At 38.9% G+C, this 18,314-nt stretch carries 19 protein-coding genes; 6 read left to right on the top strand and 13 right to left on the bottom strand.

Annotated elements, in window-relative coordinates; genetic code table 11:
* Positions 1-32: 32 nt before the first annotated feature.
* The 4 genes from CZ809_RS04305 to CZ809_RS04290 all read right to left on the bottom strand — a co-directional run bounded on the left by CZ809_RS04305 (position 33) and on the right by CZ809_RS04290 (position 3,787).
* Entirely contained in the window at positions 33-299 is a 267-nt protein-coding gene (locus CZ809_RS04305; RefSeq protein ID WP_080156174.1) for a hypothetical protein, read from the bottom strand.
* 166 nt (positions 300-465) lie between these two features.
* Positions 466-1,191 (bottom strand): DUF4336 domain-containing protein, encoded by a 726-nt coding sequence (locus tag CZ809_RS04300; protein ID WP_080156565.1) that lies wholly within the window; start codon positions 1,189-1,191, stop codon positions 466-468.
* A 159-nt stretch (positions 1,192-1,350) separates the two neighbouring features.
* Positions 1,351-2,706 (bottom strand): cation:proton antiporter, encoded by a 1,356-nt coding sequence (locus CZ809_RS04295; protein WP_080156173.1) that lies wholly within the window; start codon positions 2,704-2,706, stop codon positions 1,351-1,353.
* 340 nt (positions 2,707-3,046) lie between these two features.
* Positions 3,047-3,787 (bottom strand): glycerophosphodiester phosphodiesterase family protein, encoded by a 741-nt coding sequence (locus tag CZ809_RS04290; RefSeq protein ID WP_235865782.1) that lies wholly within the window; start codon positions 3,785-3,787, stop codon positions 3,047-3,049.
* A 286-nt stretch (positions 3,788-4,073) separates the two neighbouring features.
* On the opposite strand from CZ809_RS04290, the gene CZ809_RS04285 reads away from it, so the two are divergent.
* From CZ809_RS04285 to CZ809_RS04275, 3 genes are all read left to right on the top strand, one after another.
* On the top strand, positions 4,074-4,652 hold the full coding sequence (locus CZ809_RS04285) for a nucleoside triphosphate pyrophosphohydrolase family protein (protein WP_080156171.1): 579 nt from the start codon (positions 4,074-4,076) through the stop codon (positions 4,650-4,652).
* A 133-nt stretch (positions 4,653-4,785) separates the two neighbouring features.
* A complete protein-coding gene (locus tag CZ809_RS04280) occupies positions 4,786-6,123 on the top strand; it encodes an MATE family efflux transporter (protein ID WP_080156564.1) in 1,338 nt (445 codons plus the stop codon).
* Positions 6,124-6,226: 103 nt separating this feature from the next.
* Positions 6,227-7,045 carry an alpha/beta fold hydrolase gene (locus CZ809_RS04275; RefSeq protein WP_080156170.1) on the top strand — a complete coding sequence of 273 codons (819 nt, stop codon included), beginning with the start codon at positions 6,227-6,229 and terminating at the stop codon, positions 7,043-7,045.
* Positions 7,046-7,128: 83 nt separating this feature from the next.
* On the opposite strand, the gene CZ809_RS04270 is transcribed toward CZ809_RS04275, so the two are convergent.
* The 3 genes from CZ809_RS04270 to CZ809_RS04260 form a co-directional block, all read right to left on the bottom strand.
* Positions 7,129-7,929, bottom strand: a complete 801-nt coding sequence (locus CZ809_RS04270; RefSeq protein ID WP_080156563.1) for an alpha/beta fold hydrolase — start codon at positions 7,927-7,929, stop codon at positions 7,129-7,131.
* A 114-nt stretch (positions 7,930-8,043) separates the two neighbouring features.
* Entirely contained in the window at positions 8,044-9,138 is a 1,095-nt protein-coding gene (locus tag CZ809_RS04265) for a nucleotidyltransferase family protein (protein ID WP_080156169.1), read from the bottom strand.
* Between the two features lie 90 nt (positions 9,139-9,228).
* Positions 9,229-10,116, bottom strand: a complete 888-nt coding sequence (locus CZ809_RS04260; protein ID WP_235865781.1) for a CPBP family intramembrane glutamic endopeptidase — start codon at positions 10,114-10,116, stop codon at positions 9,229-9,231.
* A 140-nt stretch (positions 10,117-10,256) separates the two neighbouring features.
* On the opposite strand from CZ809_RS04260, the gene CZ809_RS04255 reads away from it, so the two are divergent.
* Positions 10,257-11,747, top strand: a complete 1,491-nt coding sequence (locus CZ809_RS04255; protein WP_080156167.1) for a cobyric acid synthase — start codon at positions 10,257-10,259, stop codon at positions 11,745-11,747.
* Positions 11,748-11,848: 101 nt separating this feature from the next.
* Here the strand turns inward: CZ809_RS04255 and CZ809_RS04250 are convergent, their stop codons facing one another.
* From CZ809_RS04250 to CZ809_RS04240, 3 genes are all read right to left on the bottom strand, one after another.
* Positions 11,849-12,385, bottom strand: coding sequence for a protein disulfide oxidoreductase (locus CZ809_RS04250; protein ID WP_080156166.1), 537 nt, complete (start codon positions 12,383-12,385; stop codon positions 11,849-11,851).
* A 2-nt stretch (positions 12,386-12,387) separates the two neighbouring features.
* Positions 12,388-12,591 carry a hypothetical protein gene (locus CZ809_RS04245; protein ID WP_080156165.1) on the bottom strand — a complete coding sequence of 68 codons (204 nt, stop codon included), beginning with the start codon at positions 12,589-12,591 and terminating at the stop codon, positions 12,388-12,390.
* A gap of 122 nt (positions 12,592-12,713) precedes the next feature.
* Entirely contained in the window at positions 12,714-13,094 is a 381-nt protein-coding gene (locus CZ809_RS04240) for a hypothetical protein (RefSeq protein WP_080156164.1), read from the bottom strand.
* 323 nt (positions 13,095-13,417) lie between these two features.
* On the opposite strand from CZ809_RS04240, the gene CZ809_RS04235 reads away from it, so the two are divergent.
* Positions 13,418-14,005, top strand: coding sequence for a pseudouridine synthase (locus CZ809_RS04235; RefSeq protein ID WP_235865780.1), 588 nt, complete (start codon positions 13,418-13,420; stop codon positions 14,003-14,005).
* A gap of 63 nt (positions 14,006-14,068) precedes the next feature.
* On the opposite strand, the gene CZ809_RS04230 is transcribed toward CZ809_RS04235, so the two are convergent.
* From CZ809_RS04230 to CZ809_RS04220, 3 genes are all read right to left on the bottom strand, one after another.
* Positions 14,069-14,734, bottom strand: coding sequence for a DUF305 domain-containing protein (locus tag CZ809_RS04230; RefSeq protein WP_080156162.1), 666 nt, complete (start codon positions 14,732-14,734; stop codon positions 14,069-14,071).
* Between the two features lie 87 nt (positions 14,735-14,821).
* Positions 14,822-15,859, bottom strand: a complete 1,038-nt coding sequence (rsgA, locus tag CZ809_RS04225; RefSeq protein WP_080156161.1) for a ribosome small subunit-dependent GTPase A — start codon at positions 15,857-15,859, stop codon at positions 14,822-14,824.
* A gap of 5 nt (positions 15,860-15,864) precedes the next feature.
* Positions 15,865-17,043: a MerR family transcriptional regulator gene (locus CZ809_RS04220; protein WP_080156160.1), complete on the bottom strand. Its 1,179-nt coding sequence runs from the start codon at positions 17,041-17,043 to the stop codon at positions 15,865-15,867.
* A gap of 234 nt (positions 17,044-17,277) precedes the next feature.
* On the opposite strand from CZ809_RS04220, the gene CZ809_RS04215 reads away from it, so the two are divergent.
* On the top strand, positions 17,278-18,309 hold the full coding sequence (locus tag CZ809_RS04215) for a cytosolic protein (RefSeq protein ID WP_080156159.1): 1,032 nt from the start codon (positions 17,278-17,280) through the stop codon (positions 18,307-18,309).
* Positions 18,310-18,314 lie beyond the last annotated feature (5 nt).

Here is an 18,314-nt window from a genome sequence, read left to right as displayed (position 1 = left end):
ATACGATGAAGCAGGGTTATTTTTGTGTGTGATCATTGTATTTCGCGTGCAAATTTAATTTTATCTACCTCTGCAACCCAAGCTGGGCGGTTGATATAGTGACCGATGATCAGTGCGGGAATAACAAAGATAATGTGTGATAACGCTAAATGCACATTTGACGCAGCTAATGCTGTGTTACCACTGGCATAGTTGAAGAATGCAATTGTCCCAAAAATAACACCGAGAATACTTAATATAAAAAAGCCAACGACACCAAGACCAAGAATATCTCGAGAGTAAAGTTTAAAAAGGTTCATTAATTAACTCCTAACCTCGACGGTTTGTTATTGCATAAAGAATAAATAAGAGCGTGTTTCCACCGTTATTTTATTACTATGCGCCTTCAAAATAAGAGCAATATTGATCTTGCACATAAATTAATGCTTATACATTTAAATAGCCGATAAATATGCGTGTTTCTATTTATTGAACTGGTGTGATGTTTAATTTATGCGGTATTACCCACTGAAATGCGGCGGAAAAATAAGCTTTTGCATTGTTATCTATCACCCGCCCATGAGACAAAATAATACGATCAAAAGGCCATGTTAGGATTTCTTGAATTGATTGGCGTAATTGGGTGTGATTGCGAAAGGTGATCCGCCAATACCAAGGCATTGCTGGATGAAAATAACAACCATTAATTACAGCAAGAGCAAAGGTGAGAGGGTGATGACTGTCGACCATCCATGCTAATGCGTCACCGACAATCAGGGTTTTTGATTGTGGATCACAAAAAGCAATTTCTTCCATGCTGTCACTGCCTCTGATTACCGTTTGTAGTAATTGTCCTTGCCAGAGGGAGGGGGTGTGACTACTAAGCGCACCATCAAAAGTAAGATCGCTTCGCTTATATACTAGCCCCGGAGGAGCATAAAAATACGCTTGAGGATAAGTTAACCACCAATCAGAGAGATAAATATTGTGGTTTTTATTAGGCGTTACCACATAGGCAATCTCACCCAGTTGGCTAAGTTGCTGTTGTAAGGCTGCTGTTATTTCAACGGGGGAATGGATAAAGAGTTTATGGTTATCTAATCGAATAATGGTCATTCGGTGACCCATAGGTGCACCGGCTACTCGGTATGGCATATCACAATACCAAATACGATTTGTAGCCCATTCAACGAGAGTGCAATCCTTGCTCATAAGCGTCATAACTATTTATCAATAGGTAATTATTATCATATGACTAATTTAGCGATGGTCAATATTTTTGTTACGTATTTGTTGAATAAAAATAACAACATAAAAAATAGCCACCGTGATCAACAGTGGCTATTAAATTGAGCTTACAATCGCGTCTGGTTAGCTGTTAGTTGTATTAGTTTCTGTTGTGGTATTTGAAATGTTCACTGCTGATGCAGAATTTGCTGGTGTGTGATCCATTTTCTCTTGTTCTGCTTTCGCTTTGTAAATCATTGGTGTAATTGTTGAACCTTGCACAATAATAGAGAAAATAACTACAGCATAAGTCATTAACACCACGATTTCTTTTACATCAATGTCTGGGCTAAAACCAATTGGAATGCCGCTTGGAATCGCCATTGCCATCGCAAGCGCTAGACCGCCACGTAATCCACCCCATGTTAGAATTTTAATCGATAATGGGTTATAGGTACGGTAACGGTTAAAGATTTTATAAGAATATTTTACGCTGAGGTAACGGCTCAGTAGTACTAATGGAATTGCAATCACTACTGCTACGATATCAATGGCATGGAAGGTGAACGTGATCATCATTAAGCCAATTAATAAGAATAAGACCGCATTTAAGATCTCATCAGCGAGTTCCCATAAATGTGATATTTGATGCGCAGCTTCTTCTGAGATTGAATTACGAGTCCAGTTACCAATAATAATACCCGCAACCACCATCGCCAATGGTGCAGAGACCTCAATATGTTCACTAACGACATACCCAAATGTTGGAATTAGAATCGTTAAAATTAAGCGGAACATATTGTCATGTGAGCTTTTAATTAAGAAGTGGAACACCACTCCAATAACCGCACCACATGCAATACCCCCTAATGCTTCACGGGCAAATAATAGCGCAGTACTAGCGACTGTTGGCGCTGTTTTGCTGAATGCAATTTCAAATAAGGTAACAAAAATAACCAAGCCAACACCGTCATTAAACAGCGATTCGCCTTCTATTTGAGTTGAAATACGTTGAGGAGCATTAAGCTTTTTAACTATCGCTAATACAGCAATAGGGTCGGTTGGTGAAATTAAAGCACCAAATAGGCAGCAATAAATAAAATCAATATCAATAGTACAAAGCTTAAATAACGCCCATAACACAATCCCAATAAAGAAGGTTGAGAAAAGAGTGCCAATAAGTGCTAAAAACGTGATTTCAAATTTTTGATCTTTAAGGTGAGGCAATTGAATATTTAATGCACCAGCGAAAAGGAGAAAGCCTAATACGCCTTTGAGTAAGAAGTCATCAAAGTTGACTGCTTGTATCATCTGAATGACTTCATGTTCCTCTTTATGAGGAATATAGCCTAATTTACTGAGTGTTAAGAGAGTCAGTGATATTGCAATTGACCAGCCAGTGATGGCAATGGTTGGTTGAAACTTACCAATACGGTGGTTAATAATTGAGATAAAGACAGCAATGGCTGCCATTATACAGACGGTGTCATAAGCTGACATGAATAATGTGCTCCACTAGGCATCAAATAAGTTGTCGTTAGACAGTTGTTGGCATAATTATCTGATATTGTGTGTAATAAAAGAGAGTTATAAATAAATGGGGTTTAATTTATATTCTCTATAAACATATTTTTACATTTTAATGATATCAAACATAAATTGTTTATATTGTTTTGAAATGTAAAGTTCCACTTTTAGTGGTAATAAAACTGCCGTATAAAATATAGATGAAAATCAATATGTGGGGTGTAAAAAGAATAAGAGGAAATGAAAGTGAGGTTTGTTACGAGTCAATATTGGCTATTCATTGACTCGTGAACAATATATTAAGAGGTGATGATTATTGCTTTGCTGCTGAGATTAATAAACCAGGGTTGTCACTAATAATAGTGCTAACACCCCAACGGGTAAATTTATCTATTTGCTGAGGATCATTCATGGTCCATATTTGTAGTACTTTCCCTGCATCCGTAATTTCTTTTGCCAACTTCTCATTGAGTAAGTGGTGATCTAAGTGGATGCTGTATAGGTTAAGTTTGGCATCTAAACGAGCGATGTCTGGCACCCAGTCTTCAATGATTAAGCCTCGGCGAACTTCAGGCCATAGTTTTAAGCAGTGTTTTACTGCGTTATAAGAGAAACTAGATAAAATGAGCCTATCGGTATCGAAACCATAATCTTTAATTGTTTCAATGGTTTTTCGAACTTGAAGCTCAACTTCTTCCTCATAATGGACTTTAATTTCAAGGTTGATATTTAAGCCATAATCATCACAAGCTTGCAGTAATTCTGTCAATGTTGGAATGGTAGCATCGGCAAATTCAGCAGCAAACCAGCTTCCTGCATCTAATTGCTTTAGCTCACTGAGTGGCTTATGACGCACACTTCCGGAACCATTGGTACAACGACGGACACTTTTATCATGAATAATAACGGGAATGAGATCCTCGCAAAGTTGGGTATCCGTTTCAATCCATGTAGCGCCAGCATTTGCCGCGGCTTTCATGGATATTAATGTGTTTTCTGGGGCAACTGCGCGCGCGCCACGGTGACCTGCAATCATCACTTCTCCAACATACATATTATTATCTCAACATAGAGAGTTACGGTTGAAATTTTATTGGCTTTCCTTTAATTCGCAAGTGATTAAATACGAATAATGATATCTCAATTGTTACGTTTTAACTCATTGCTATAATGGTTAAGTCTATTTTGTCATCAAGCTAACAGATTTTAGGTGATTGGTTTTGTATCTGGTGCGAGATTGGATTAGTATCTTTGCCCGTCGTGTTATTTTATTAAGCATAACCTTGCGCTGTGAGTAATAAAATAATCTCTTCCCTTAAATCTGAAACAAGGATATTCGAATGAAGCTTTCTGCGCTAGACCAACCCCTTTTCGATCACCTTTACAGCGATATTCGAGAGTTTCGTTCTACCTTTGACTTAGATATTGAAACCCCTGCGAGCCTAGATGCTCAAGCTGATGCATTACATACTTCATTAGCTGTTGAAGAAATGACAGAGCTTGCTGAAGCTGATTCATTGGTTGAGCAAGCTGACGCGATTGTTGATTCGGTGTATGTATTAATGGGGCGTTTAGTACATTTAGGTGATAAAAAAATCACTGATAATATTGGTATCAGTTACTTGATTGATATTTTATTGCAGATGTCTGAGCGTTTAGGATTTACATTCATTGATTGTTGGAATGAAGTCCACTCAAGCAACATGAGCAAAGTATGCCGTAGCCAGCAGCAGTATGACGAGACTGAAGCTTTTTACGCCGAGCAAGGTGTTGCATTGATGGCAAGTACCAAAGGTGATTATATCATTGCTAAATGTGCACAAGATGTTGAAGTCAATGGTAAGCTGATCCGCACCGGTAAAGTTTTGAAATCTGTTTATTACCGTCCGGCTGATCTTGTTAAATTAGTTATTCGTTAATTCACATCTAAAGTTATTTTTGATCCTCGCTATGGCGGGGATTTTTTATTGGTAATCAGTACCAAGTCGAAAATCGATGCGTTGTACTCGTTACTAACGTTTTATTTAAGTTGTTATTATGAATGTAAAAACAATGACACTTCCAGCGTCCCGCAGTTTAGCTCATCAATTGTTTACCATGACATGGCCAATGCTCTTTGGCGTATTATCACTGATGAGTTTTCAGTTAGTCGACAGTGCGTTTATTGGCCAACTTGGTATTTTACCGTTAGCCGCGCAAGGTTTTACTTTACCGATGCAAATGTTAGTCATTGGTTTACAAGTGGGATTAGGAATTGCAACCACCGCCTTAATTTCACGGGTATTAGGTAATAATGATCATCATCGTGCGCGTCAATTAGGCGGGGTAGTGGTGATCCTTGGCGATATTGGCATCATGGCGCTGTGTGCGGCAATCTGGTTTGGCCGACATCAGTTGTTATGGTTACTTGGTGCGCCTGATAATGTTTTTGGTGTTATTGATAGCTATTGGCCCGTATGGCTAACAAGTGCATGGTGCGGTTCGATGGTGTACTTTGCCTACAGTATTTGTCGTGCCAACGGTAATACCTTGTTACCCGGCATTATGATGGTGATCACCAGTGTGCTAAATATTGGTTTAGATCCACTGTTTATGTTTACCTTTAATATGGGTATTAATGGTGCGGCATGGGCGACTATTGTGTCGTTTAGCATCGGTATGCTGGTGGTGTTTCCATTATTATTTAAACGCCAATGGTTGAGTTTTGACTGGCGTGGATTGGCCGTTTATAAAGCCATCAAAGAATTAGTTCATATCATGGCTCCAGCAATGTTAAGCCAATTGTTACCCCCTGTTTCTGCCATTTTAGCAACAAAATTAGTGGCTAGTTTTGGTGCGGCAACCGTTGCTGCTTGGGCATTAGGATCACGATTAGAGTTCTTTTCACTGGTTATCGTTTTGGCATTAACCATGTCGATGCCACCGATGGTGGGACGTTTACTTGGTCGTAAAGATATTGCCAGTATTGAAAAATTGATCATGATAGCGGTGCGATTTGTATTGATATGGCAAGTGGTTATCGCGATCGTGCTCTTTTTAAGTGCGCCGTCGTTAACCCAGCTATTAACCAGTGATAGTTCGGTACAACACATTTTGATGATCCATTTAACGCGGGTGCCTATTAGTCTTGGTGCATTAGGGGTTTGCATGCTGATGGTTTCTGTTTGTAATGCCATGGGATTACCGATGCGAGCTTTATTGATTTCTGCATTACGATTATTTGTGTGTTATTTGCCCGTATTATGGTTGGGTGCGCATTTCGCAGGTTTGTCAGGGCTGTTCACTGGCGCAATGTTGGGTAATATTGCCGCTGGACTCTGCGCGTGGGTGTTCTATCGCCAAGGATTAGTCCACATTAGAAATAAGTATCGAGTTACATCAATGGCGTAACGGTTATGATAATGTGCGTGATAATTCAGATGGATAATCTTAGCTTAATAATAAAATAACGAATTAATATTCACGATATGTGAATCAAGAAAGGATACCTGCAATGCAAACATTCGCTATTGATGGTCAGCAAATGACTTACCGTGATCAAGGAACAGGGCCAGTGCTTGTTTTTGGTCACAGCTATTTATGGGATAGTGCAATGTGGGCACCGCAGATCGCGGTATTAAGCCAACATTACCGTTGTATTGTGCCAGATTTTTGGGCGCATGGTGGCTCTGACAGTGCGCCATCAGCAACACGAACATTGCGTGATTATGCTGATAACGTGTTGGCATTATTGGATCACTTAGAGATTGAAAAATTTGCTGTTATTGGTTTGTCCGTGGGGGGGATGTGGGGCGCAGAATTAGCCCTTAAAGCGCCTGCGCGAGTGACGGCATTAGTACTAATGGATACCTTCTTAGGTTATGAGCCTGAAGTATTGCACGCGAGATATTTTGCGATGTTAGATACTTTACGCGATCAGCAACATGTTCCTGCGCCATTGATCGATATGATTGCACCATTATTTTTCCGTCGTGATGGTCACTTGCATAATCCGCAGTTAGTGAGTGAATTCCGTAATTCTCTTGCACAGCTACAAGGGGATCGCGCGGTGGCAGTGTCTGAGATGGGACGCATGGTGTTTGGGCGTCGTGATACGTTTGATGATATCGAGCAACTTACGGTTCCGACATTAATTATGTCAGGCTTAGAAGATAATCCGCGCCCACCACTTGAAGCACAATTAATGCATGACGCAATTGATGGTAGTGAATATGTGCTGATTCCTGAGGCTGGGCATATTAGTAACCTTGAACAACCACAATTTGTTACCGCTCAATTGCAGCGTTTTTTAAATAAAGTGGTGGTGATGTAAGCTCGGTTTACTTAACTAAAGCGTGTTTCAGTACAGTATAAGTTAAGCCCAGTGAGATTCAATTCTCACTGGGTTTTATTATTTTAGTGGGCCGGTAATGGTTGGCTGTGCAATTGAATAAACTCAATTGAATGATGATTAAATGCTTCTGGCTGTTCAACATTACACACATGGCCGCAATTTGATAATTGGGTTAACACACTATTTTGATGACGTTTAATCATCTCTTTGACAGACTTAATAAACATGTAGTCATGTTCACCCATTAAATACAAAGTCGGAATAGCGAGTTCTTTTTCCTTAAAGTATTTCATAATCGGGTTAACATCCGTTGCCAATTTGAACCATCGTTTAAATTCTTGTTGGCAAAGCTTTTTAGCTTCTCGAATAAATAAATGACGTGATTGACGCTGGTTTTTTTGTGGCATCACTACATAAGCAAATATACGGTATAACCACATATAAGGCAGAACATGTTTGCTTAAGTTCCCCAAGCTAATTAACACTTGAGAGCGTGTATTTAAACGTGTTACCGCGCCACCTAATGTCATTGTTTGTACTCGCTCTGGCGCCAGTTCAGCCAGATGGCGGATAATGATTGTTCCTAATGAGATACCAACAAAGTGAGCCGACTCAATTTTAAGATGATTAAGCACATTTATAATATCTTTAGTCACCATTTTGAAGGTATAGCGATTGTCCATCACATCCTGAAACATGGTGTTAGATTTACCGTGACCACGCAAATCTAAGAGCAATAAATTAAAATGCTGTTTATAGGCTTTTATTTGCTTAAACCAAATAGCAGAGCTTCCCCCCGCACCATGGACAAATACGACCCACTCTTTACTTTGTTTATGTGGGTATGTTTTGTAAAACAGCATGTTATCCAAATTCTTCTTCCTTCCTTGAGAATGGCTTAGCATAGTAACATGAGAATTCTTACGCGTGCCTGTCTTATTAGGTATCAAAGAATGATAATTGGAAGTTAGTCGTATTTAGTTGATCACTTCTTCATCGTCATGCGGAATACTATTAACAATTAATCGTTTAATAATATGCGGCACAATACAGTAGACTGGCATTTGTTTTAAACGGCCACGAAAACGCAGTGATTTTACGGCGTCACGATAACCAATGTTGCGATGCAAAGGAAACTGGTAGAGAAAGGCATCAATAAAATGTTGTTGATAGAACCAATAGGATAATCGGTTTAACTTATGTTGCTTAAAATATGCCCATACATTATCAGGCACAGATAAATCAAATAAGCGGTGACATAAATTGACCGCAAGATAAAGGCTATTATCATTGCCGACTTGTTGGTGAAGTTGAATTAAATTATGCCAAAACGTGGGGTCTTTACTGAAGAAAACAAACTGCAAATATAGGCTGTAAATATCCCGTAAGCCATAATGGTAATCCATTTGGTGAAATAACATAATTGCTTGATGAAGTACCATTGCATCTGGCGATAATAATGTGGCAGGTTCACACAATGGCGGTGATAAGTGGTGGTGGAGTAAAGGGGTTGGGTCGAGTTTGTTGATTAATGTTTTAGGTAATAATTGAAAGTGAATTGCCAGCTCAGTACGCCTTTGTTTATGGATCAATGGCGTGGTTTGCTGTGCCCAACGACGATAAAACGTTTCTTCATAATCAGCAATATTTTTATAACGCCAACCATTGTTTAACAGTGCTTTTTCTACATTGGCAACGTGTTGCTGCGGAACATAAATATCAATATTATGCTTAATTCTGCCAGCAAACATATCGTTATCAAGTAATTGCAAGGCGCTACCGCGTAAGTAGCGCCATGAACTAATAACCCCTTGTAAGTGCTCAGTGAGATATTGATGTTCAAGTAACAATTGCTGTTGTTGTTTTTGGTAGCTGTGAAACCCAGACAGTAATTGCTGTTGGGTGTGGAGGGGAAGATCGTGTTCGATATTCGCCCGCTCACAACACGCCTTTAATTGCCCTAATAATGAGAGGTGGCGGGCTTCAGTCATGATCTGATAACTGCATTTATGATTAGCATTCAATAATAGTGTTGGATTATTGAGAACATCTATAAGCAATAATTGTGACATTCCATCCTGTTCCTTATCCCTGTTTATGCTTTTGAAGCACACGGTGCTGTGTTCAAAGAAGGGATAAGACTTCTTTTTTATTTTGCATTATTACAAGGGTAGTGGGTAAGTAAAAAAGACTAAATGAAATAAGTTAAATGCAAAATGAACCACGATAGCGACCGTTATCTTCTTAGTCCAATAATAGCTTAAACCATAAAGTATGCCAGCCAGTGTCGCAATTACGATAAACAATGGACCACCAGCAAAGTGTGCAAATCCAAATAAAACACTCGCAATAATAATCGCTATAGGTGGAGCTAATTTCTTACATAGCAGTCCCTGAATATAACCACGGAAAAGTACTTCTTCAGCGACACAAGTAAAAATGAGATTATTAATAGCAAAGATCCACCACCATGACGGTAAAGTGAATTCAGGCTGTACCAGTTGTAATGCCCATGCTAATAACGGTAATGTGATTAATCCGCCACCAATAATACTTTTTTGCATGCGGGAGAGCGAAAGATGATGCCAGTTATATTCGTTATTGCTTACTATATTGGGCACGAGTAGTAGCAGTGCAAAAATAAGTATGGGTTTATCGATATTAAAGTAAAGCGTAAATGATCGACTAAGTGGGCCACTATTGACGTGATCAAGCACCAACAAATTATTGATACCAGGGTATAAATGTAGAATTAGCCCGATGACCCACAAAATCACAATGGTATGACCCGCGTAGATTAAGGGCTTAGATTGTTGCCGAGCAGTAAAACTGGCAATAGCAATACCACTGATCATAATGGCTGCACCGATAACTGTTAAAACGTTAAACGTTACGGCTGTGATCAGTGACAATAGTAGTGGTATACGCCAAGAAGTTGTTTTTGTTAACGCACAACCGATGCTAATTGCCAACAATAGCCATACCAACATGGTCGGTAAAATAAGATAATTCATAAAAAAGAAGTGATAAAAAATGATAATCGTTATCATATACACCAGATTGATGATTATTCAAACTTGTTTTTTATGATTTATTACCAAATATGAGCAGTAGCTAAGATGGTTAATTCGATATAGATAACGATGATCTGCGATTACTCACTTTTATTATATGAATATGGAATTAGGAAATGACGGATACATTACAATCGACAACACGTGCATTAATGGTACAAGGTACGACGTCAGATGCAGGTAAAAGTGTGCTGGTAGCTGGATTATGTCGCGTGTTGGCACGCCAAGGTATTCGTGTGGCACCGTTTAAATCACAAAATATGGCATTAAACAGCGCTGTGACCAAAGATGGCGGTGAGATTGGGCGAGCACAAGCCGTTCAAGCTCAAGCCTGTGGTATTGAGCCTAGTGTACATATGAATCCGGTATTGCTTAAACCCAATACCGATGTTGGCGCACAAGTGATCGTACAAGGTCACGCTTTAGCTGATATGGATGCTGTGGGTTTTCATAACTACAAGAAAGTGGTAATGACGCCGATCATGGAATCATTCGCATTGCTGCAACAACAATACCAAACCATTGTTATTGAAGGTGCGGGTAGTCCTGCTGAAATCAACTTACGTGAAAATGATGTGGCAAACATGGGCTTTGCTGAAAAAGCCGATGTGCCGGTGATCATTATTGCAGATATTGATCGCGGTGGGGTGTTCGCCCATATCTATGGCACGTTAGCGTTATTGTCTGAATCAGAACAAGCGCGTGTCAAAGGTTTTGTTATCAACCGTTTCCGTGGTGATATTAAGTTACTTGAATCGGGTTTAGAGTGGCTAGAACAAAAAACAGGTAAGCCAGTATTAGGCGTGTTACCGTATTTACATGGCTTAATGTTAGAAGCTGAAGATGCGATTAACTGCCAACAAGTTGATGCCGCTGATCATCAATTAAAGGTGGTAGTGCCTGTTTTAACCCGCGTCAGTAACCATACTGATTTTGATCCCCTGCGCATGCATCCGCAAGTTAACTTGCAGTTTGTCGGCAAAGGTCAGCCTTTTCCTGCCGCCGATTTGATCATTATTCCAGGTACCAAAAGCGTTCGCAGTGATTTAGCATTCTTACGTGAACAAGGTTGGGATAAACAGATCCAACGTCATTTGCGTTTAGGCGGCAAAGTGATGGGTATTTGTGGTGGTTATCAGATGTTAGGTGAAACCATTGCTGATCCGCATGCGATTGAAGGTGAAGCGGGGGTTAGCCAAGGTTTAGGGTATTTATCTATTGCTACCACCATTGAGAAAAACAAATGCCTGCAACAAACAGAGGGCACACTAACCATGCCTAATCAAATGCCTGTTACCGTTAAAGGTTATGAAATTCATGCGGGTGTTACTCAAGGTGTGAGTGCCAATGCACCATTACAGTTAACAGATGGTCCTGATGGTCAATTAGGCTGTGATGATCACGTGTTTGGCACCTATTTGCATGGTATTTTCGAACAACAAGGTGCATGTGATGCTATTTTACGTTGGGCTGGTTTAGAAGCGACCCAAACTCCTGATTTTGATGAAATTCGTCAGCAAGGCATTGATCGTATTGCAGATACTATCGAACAGCACATGGATCTCGCGGCTATATGGCCACAATGGGCTGATAAATTTAAGCGTTAATTAGGCTATTTTGCACAGCTTATTTTACAACGATAGTTATTGCATAAGTTACTACCAACAACCATTGTTGGTAGTAACTATGACATGATTTATATCACGAGCTAAGTAAAAATCAGCCGTAACCATAAGCCTATCGGGGTTGTTGCTCCGGTTGTTATTGACGAAATCTGACCATTTTTAATGATTATGATTGAAGGTGTCGCAGTAACGCCCCATTCTCGACCAATTTTACCTGTTGGATCATTGATGACTGGGAAATTGTATTCTTTATACTTCATAAATTGGGCAACCCGTTGGTTCTCGCCAGATGTAACCGCAACCGATACCACTTGATGATTATCCGCAAGCCAATCAACACTAGGGCTAACAAATTTACACACTGAGCACCATGTCGCCCAAAAATAGAGTAATACGGGTTTTTCATCACTCATCTTTTTAATATCAACCCATTCCTGATCCAGTGTATTTGCCGCTAATGTAGGGATCACGTCTGATGGCATATCTTTACTGCGCCAAGCATCTATAGCGATAAAAAAGAGTGATAAAATGAGCACCAGTTTTATGATTTCTTTTGCTTTTAGCCATAGCTTAGTTGCTATATTGGTCGCTTTTTTAGATTGGTTTTTTTTAGTTGTCATTATTATTTCCCCCTTCCAAATTCTAGTGTTTGAATCACCGTATCGTGATTGAGTAATTCCGTTAGTATTAAACAGAGTTGTGCTGGTGGATGGGTTAACATGCCTGTTTTTAGCGATGGTGTAGCGACAGGGATCGTCGCTAGAAATAGCACTGATACTAACGATACCGTAAATAAAACAGTACTAATAATTTGATTTTTAAACACAATGTTGCTCCGTGAATAATTATATAAAAAGATATAAGTATTAGGAGGGGCTGTTATCACACACTATGATGCCTTGGTTTTTTAAGGCGTAATAATGCTCGTTCTTCAGACCCTGATTGTGTTTATTCTTGAAAGGTACAAAAAGCTAAATGTCGCCGTACACCATAGGAGGTTGTTGGCTCAGGAGGGAAGTACTTAACACCCGATTGCTTTAATATCGCTGCAATAATAACAAGGGCGAGGATAAACATTGGAATCGCAAAATCAATGTTAATCGTGTTGGCATTAACAAGATGCTCACTATTACTGCATTGCGTTTCTAGATCTGAGTGCGTTTGTGGATGAGATTGAAGCTGTTCAGTTGCGTCAGTTATCGGCGTTAAAGAACATAATGTAGAAAGGCCTAAATTTTGAGAAATACACACCAATAGCACAATACTCACTAAAATCAGTGACCATGAAGCGAGAGTTTGACGCTTATATTGTAAGAGTGAGAATTTCAAAAAATTAACTCTGTGGTGAAATATTTAACAGAATAATATCATATTTAGCCCATGATAATTAATCAATATTTAAAGTGTTATTAAAAGTAAATAACATCAAGTACACCTGAACATTAATTTTCAAAATATAGCTGTTCTATTTTTGTTGTTATATGTAAAGATGTTCACTTCTTAAAAAGTACATTTTCGAATGCATTTTTACATACTGCGGATATTGTTATGTTATGAAATCGTCTACCACTCGACTCGATCGTTTTATAAGTCAACATAGTATTTACTCTATATCAGACACTCGTCTTTTGGTTGCTCAGAAAAGGATCATCGTGGATGGAGAAGCCGCACATTCAACGCATCAGAAAGTGACTCAATTTATGCATGTTGAATTAGATGGTCACAGCCTTCAAGATAATAAACCGATTTATATTATGTTGAATAAGCCGCAAGGTATTGTCAGTGCGACCAAAGATTCTAAGCATACAACTGTATTAGATTTAATTGATCATCCTCAAAAAGATGAATTACATATTGTTGGGCGGTTAGATTTTAATACGACAGGATTAGTGTTGTTAACTAACGATGGCACATGGTCACGTCAAATAAGTTTACCTGAAACCAAACTCGCAAAAGTATATGAAGTGACTTTATCAAAACCTGTTACTGAAGAATATATTACCGTGTTCAAAGAGGGTATTTATTTTGGGTATGAGAATATCATCACTAAGCCCGCGCATTTAGAGATCGTCTCAGAGTATCAAGCACGGCTTTCATTGGTTGAAGGGAAGTACCACCAAGTGAAACGTATGTTTGGCTTTTTTCAAAATGAAGTATTAGCACTGCATCGTGTATCGGTAGGACACTTATCGGTAGCTGGGCTTGAAAGTGGTCAATATCGAGAGTTTTCGATTGATTAAAAACAGATAAAATAAATCCGACTTATTTAAGTCGGATTTATGTATAAGTAAGTGTGATCTTATTTACTTCGCAGGCACTGTCGCTGGTGTATTATCTTTTAGCCATGTTTTCATAAAGCTAATTTGTTGTTGTTGTGACTTGATAATACTTTGTGCGAGAGTCTTCGTTGATTGATCTTTTAGATAAGGCATGATGACTTCTGCCATTTCTACTGCTGCTTCATGGTGAGGGATCATACCCGCAATGAAATCAACATTTGGATGACCAGTTAATTTAACTTCCATCATGTTGTGCATGATTTTCATTGATTTGGTCATCATTTCTTGTGAGTTAGCAATATCACGTTGTGCTAGTGGTATTTCTTTGTGTGTGGCTAACCAATGCTTCATATAAACCACTTCTTCTTTTTGTGATTTAATAATATTAAGTGCTAATTTATGCACCGCAGGGTTAGTCAGTGTTGGTAGAATTGATTCACTCATCACAATAGCCCCTTCATGATGAGGCAACATACCCGCTACAAAATCTAAATCAGGATCACCGGTTAATTTTAACGTATGCATACCTGACATTGCCGCCATCGAGTCTTTCATCATTGTTTGTGATGCTTGTAGACTAACGACTGATTTAGTTGGCATTGCATGACTGTGATCGACCACATTTTCACTTGCAAATGCAGTGGTAGAAAGTAGTGCTGATAAAACAATAGCTAAAGATAATTTTTTCATGATGAGCTCGATATGTATTTGTTATTAGAATGACAGCATAAAGCTTCCATTACAGGGAAGGTCAAGATGATTATGCTGTTTTTTCTTTTATTTGAATTTTTTTATCGACCTCGCTTGATCTTGAATGGCGGTGACCATTTTAGTAAAGGTGCGATCTTTTGCTCTTTTTTGTGCCAATGTCGCACTATTATGAGCGTCTTCGCGTAATAGTTTATGAAAGTTATTCAATCTTCTTGTCGATAATTCGCCGTTTGCGATTGCTTTTACTACCGCACAGCCGGGTTCATTTTGGTGCTGACAATCTTTAAAACGACATGCAGTAGCGAGAGATTCAATATCAGCAAATGTGAGTTTTATCCCTTCTTTTACATCACTAAGTTGTAGTTCTCGCATTCCAGGGGTGTCCATCAACAGCCCGCCTTCAGGTAGCCATTTTATAGTACGGTACGTTGTTGTGTGACGTCCTTTGCTGTCTTGTTCTCGTATCGCATTGGTTTCCATTTCATTATGGTTAAGTAGATTATTGACCAGTGTCGATTTACCCACGCCAGATGAACCTAAAAAGGCGACGGTCTTACCACGCTGACAATAACTTTTTAATACGGAGAGGCTATTGTGGGCAAGCCCATTAACACAGTGAACACTTAACAGTGAGTCTAACTGTTGAACTTGTTGTCGAATATCTTCTACGTCATCACATAAATCAGCTTTGGTTAAGATCACAACAGGCTCGGCATGGGTTTCTTTTACCAGCGCTAAATAACGTTCGATTCGATTTAAATTAAAATCGTCGTTAAGTGAGCTAACGATAAATACCACATCGAGGTTTGCTGCAATAAGTTGGCGGTCTCGGCTACTACCTGCGGCTTTTCGCTGAAAAAGGGATTGCCTTTCAAGAACGCGAACCAATCTGTTTTGATTAAAAACCACCCAGTCGCCAACACATATTGCCTCAAAATTTGGTGGTAGCTTATATCTTAGTGCATCATCACCAGCTAAGATAATCACGTCGGATTTATGTTGTTCAATGATTCGTCCAAGGAAACAGTTTGCGACTTCTTCTAACGATAATTGTTGTTGGAAAAAAGGACGTAAACCTAAATCAACTAATGATGGTGTGCTCATAAGCTTTATTTACTCGGTTTTACGATAAAGTAATGATAGGTGAAATCTTTGGCAACACTGGTTTCATAAATACCAATTTCTTGTTCTACATCCAGTAATGCTTGAGAGGTTGGCATGGTTGGTTGTAATGCTTCAACCCTTGCTTTTAATGGTAGCCAATAATTTTCCCAAGCGTTTAGCCCCAGTGAAAAATGATCAATTACGTCATAACCTTGAGCCTGAAATAGCTTGAGTCTTGTAGGTATCGTTTGAATATCGGGATAATTGGATAGCCAAAATTGTTTAACGTTTTCATCAGGCATATCAGTAAGCCAAACCAAATCACTGACGACCAGAATACCATCATCTTTTAATAACGGTTTCCATTGTTGAAGTGCATTTTCCATTCCCATAATATAAACACAACTTTCAGCCCAAATAGCATCAAAACTCTTGGCTTCAAAGGGTAGAGCTGTCATTGATGCGCAAACAGGTGATATACGATCGACCAATTGTGAGTCTTTGATTTTTTGATTAAGTTGTTCAATTGCAACGGGTTCATTATCTACCGCGGTAATATGTGCTTTGGTATTGTTAGCCAGTAATACTGTCGATCCGCCTTTGCCTGAGCCAATTTCTAAAATACGGCGCATTTGCTGATTAGGCATCAGTGATATGGCATTTAAGGTATCTTGTTTACTACCCGGAGCCCATTGCTCTAATGGTGTAAATATTGTCATAAAATCGTTCATGTACGCATTGTGTTCATTCATGTCTTTTGATAACCACTTTAGTCTGAGAGCTTCTTTTTCATCATAGCCTTGCGTGTTGAGCCAGTTAAGGTGGACATTGGGTGCACTTTTACTTAAAGAACTATGTAATTCTCGCTGTGATCGTTCCCCAAGTAACCCTAATAACAACTCACGCGCTTGGGTCTTTTTTTGAATGTCTTCTGTCAGTTGAGTTAACCGTTCTGACAAGATACTTTTATCCAACTTTGCTTCTAAGCAGCTTTGACATTCTTTTAGCGTCAAGCCTGCACTTTGAAGTTGTTTAATTAAAAATAACCGTTGCAAATCGCTTTCACTGTAATGACGATATCCATTATCCAGTCGGTGGCCTTTAATCAGCCCTTGCTTCTCATAATAGAGTAGCGTGGTACGTGATATTCCTGCTTTAGTCGCTAATTCTGAAATCAAATACATGACGGATCCGATGTGTATATGTGTATTGTTAATATTTGGCTAGTATGAAGTGTAAAGCTATAGACAGGTCAATATTATTTGGTTTATTTTTCATTAAAAAATAAAAAACCGTATGGAATATTTTTTATCTTTAAAATCGAGCAAGTTAAATTAAATAATTAGTGTTCTAACTAAAATTTTCGTTTAATGCCTATCTTTGCTACAATCCCGCGGTTGTTTTTAAAGGTGGGTAAAATGAAATTATTGTATTGGTTAGATGAGTGGCTAACACACTCTCGTTCACAGCAGCAAGCGCAACTTCCAATGTCAGGAGGGGACTTACTTGATGATGTGTTTGTTAAGTATGAGTTTGTTGATGTAAATAAGCCGCTACTGTTTACATTTTCGCCTGCGGGAACCAACGTACAGCAGCAAGATATTGATGAGAATTTTGCACCTTGGGGATTCCACCTCGCTAAAAAACAGAACGTGAATGTTATCTCTTTTCAACATTTAGGAAAGAGTAATTGGTTTCGTAGTCGTAACTTAATTTTCTTTCTTGAACAGTTAACTACGTTGCTTGAACCGTTTAGCTATCGCTTAGGCTATGGTCTCAGTCGTGGTGGTTTTGCGGTGGGTGCTTTTGCCAATTTATTGCAACTTGATCAAGTTTTATTATTTCATCCAGTGAGTACCAAGAATAAAACCATCGCCCCGTGGGATAGTCGTTCTAGTACTGAACTGGCGCAGCAATTTGATTGGGAAGGGGATTACCACGATCTTGATTTAGGTAAAGCTAAAGGCTATATCATTTACGATCCCACCAATAATATCGATCGCTTACATGCCAAACGTTATCCAGAATTGACCCATTTACGTGTGTTTGGAATGGGACACGGCACGCATGCTACTTACCTTAATAAGTTTGGTTTCTATAAGCAGGTCGCTGTTGATTTTATTCGCCATCAGCAACTTGATATTGCTCAGTTTCGTCAACAAACAAAAACATTACGCTTTAAAGAAGATTATTATCAAAGCCTAAGTAAGGCCAATGCATATTCAGAACACCGATTAGGGTTATTGAGTAAAGCACATAATATTTTGATTGATGAAAAAGAAGCGCATGTACAAGAGCATCAAGCTCAAATTGATGTACAACCTTTGATTGATATAGCCTTGAAACATCAAGATGATCATCCACAAGATGCGATTCAATTACTAGAAATGGCGCAACAACTGGTTCCTAACGACCCATTAGTTGAACATAAACTAAGACAGCTACTGTAAGATAA

Source organism: Photobacterium piscicola, from assembly GCF_900166965.1.
Taxonomy (GTDB): Bacteria; Pseudomonadota; Gammaproteobacteria; order Enterobacterales; family Vibrionaceae; genus Photobacterium; species Photobacterium piscicola.
The sequence above is the reverse complement of the archived record's forward strand: the minus strand, read 5'-3'. Positions and strand labels throughout refer to the sequence as shown.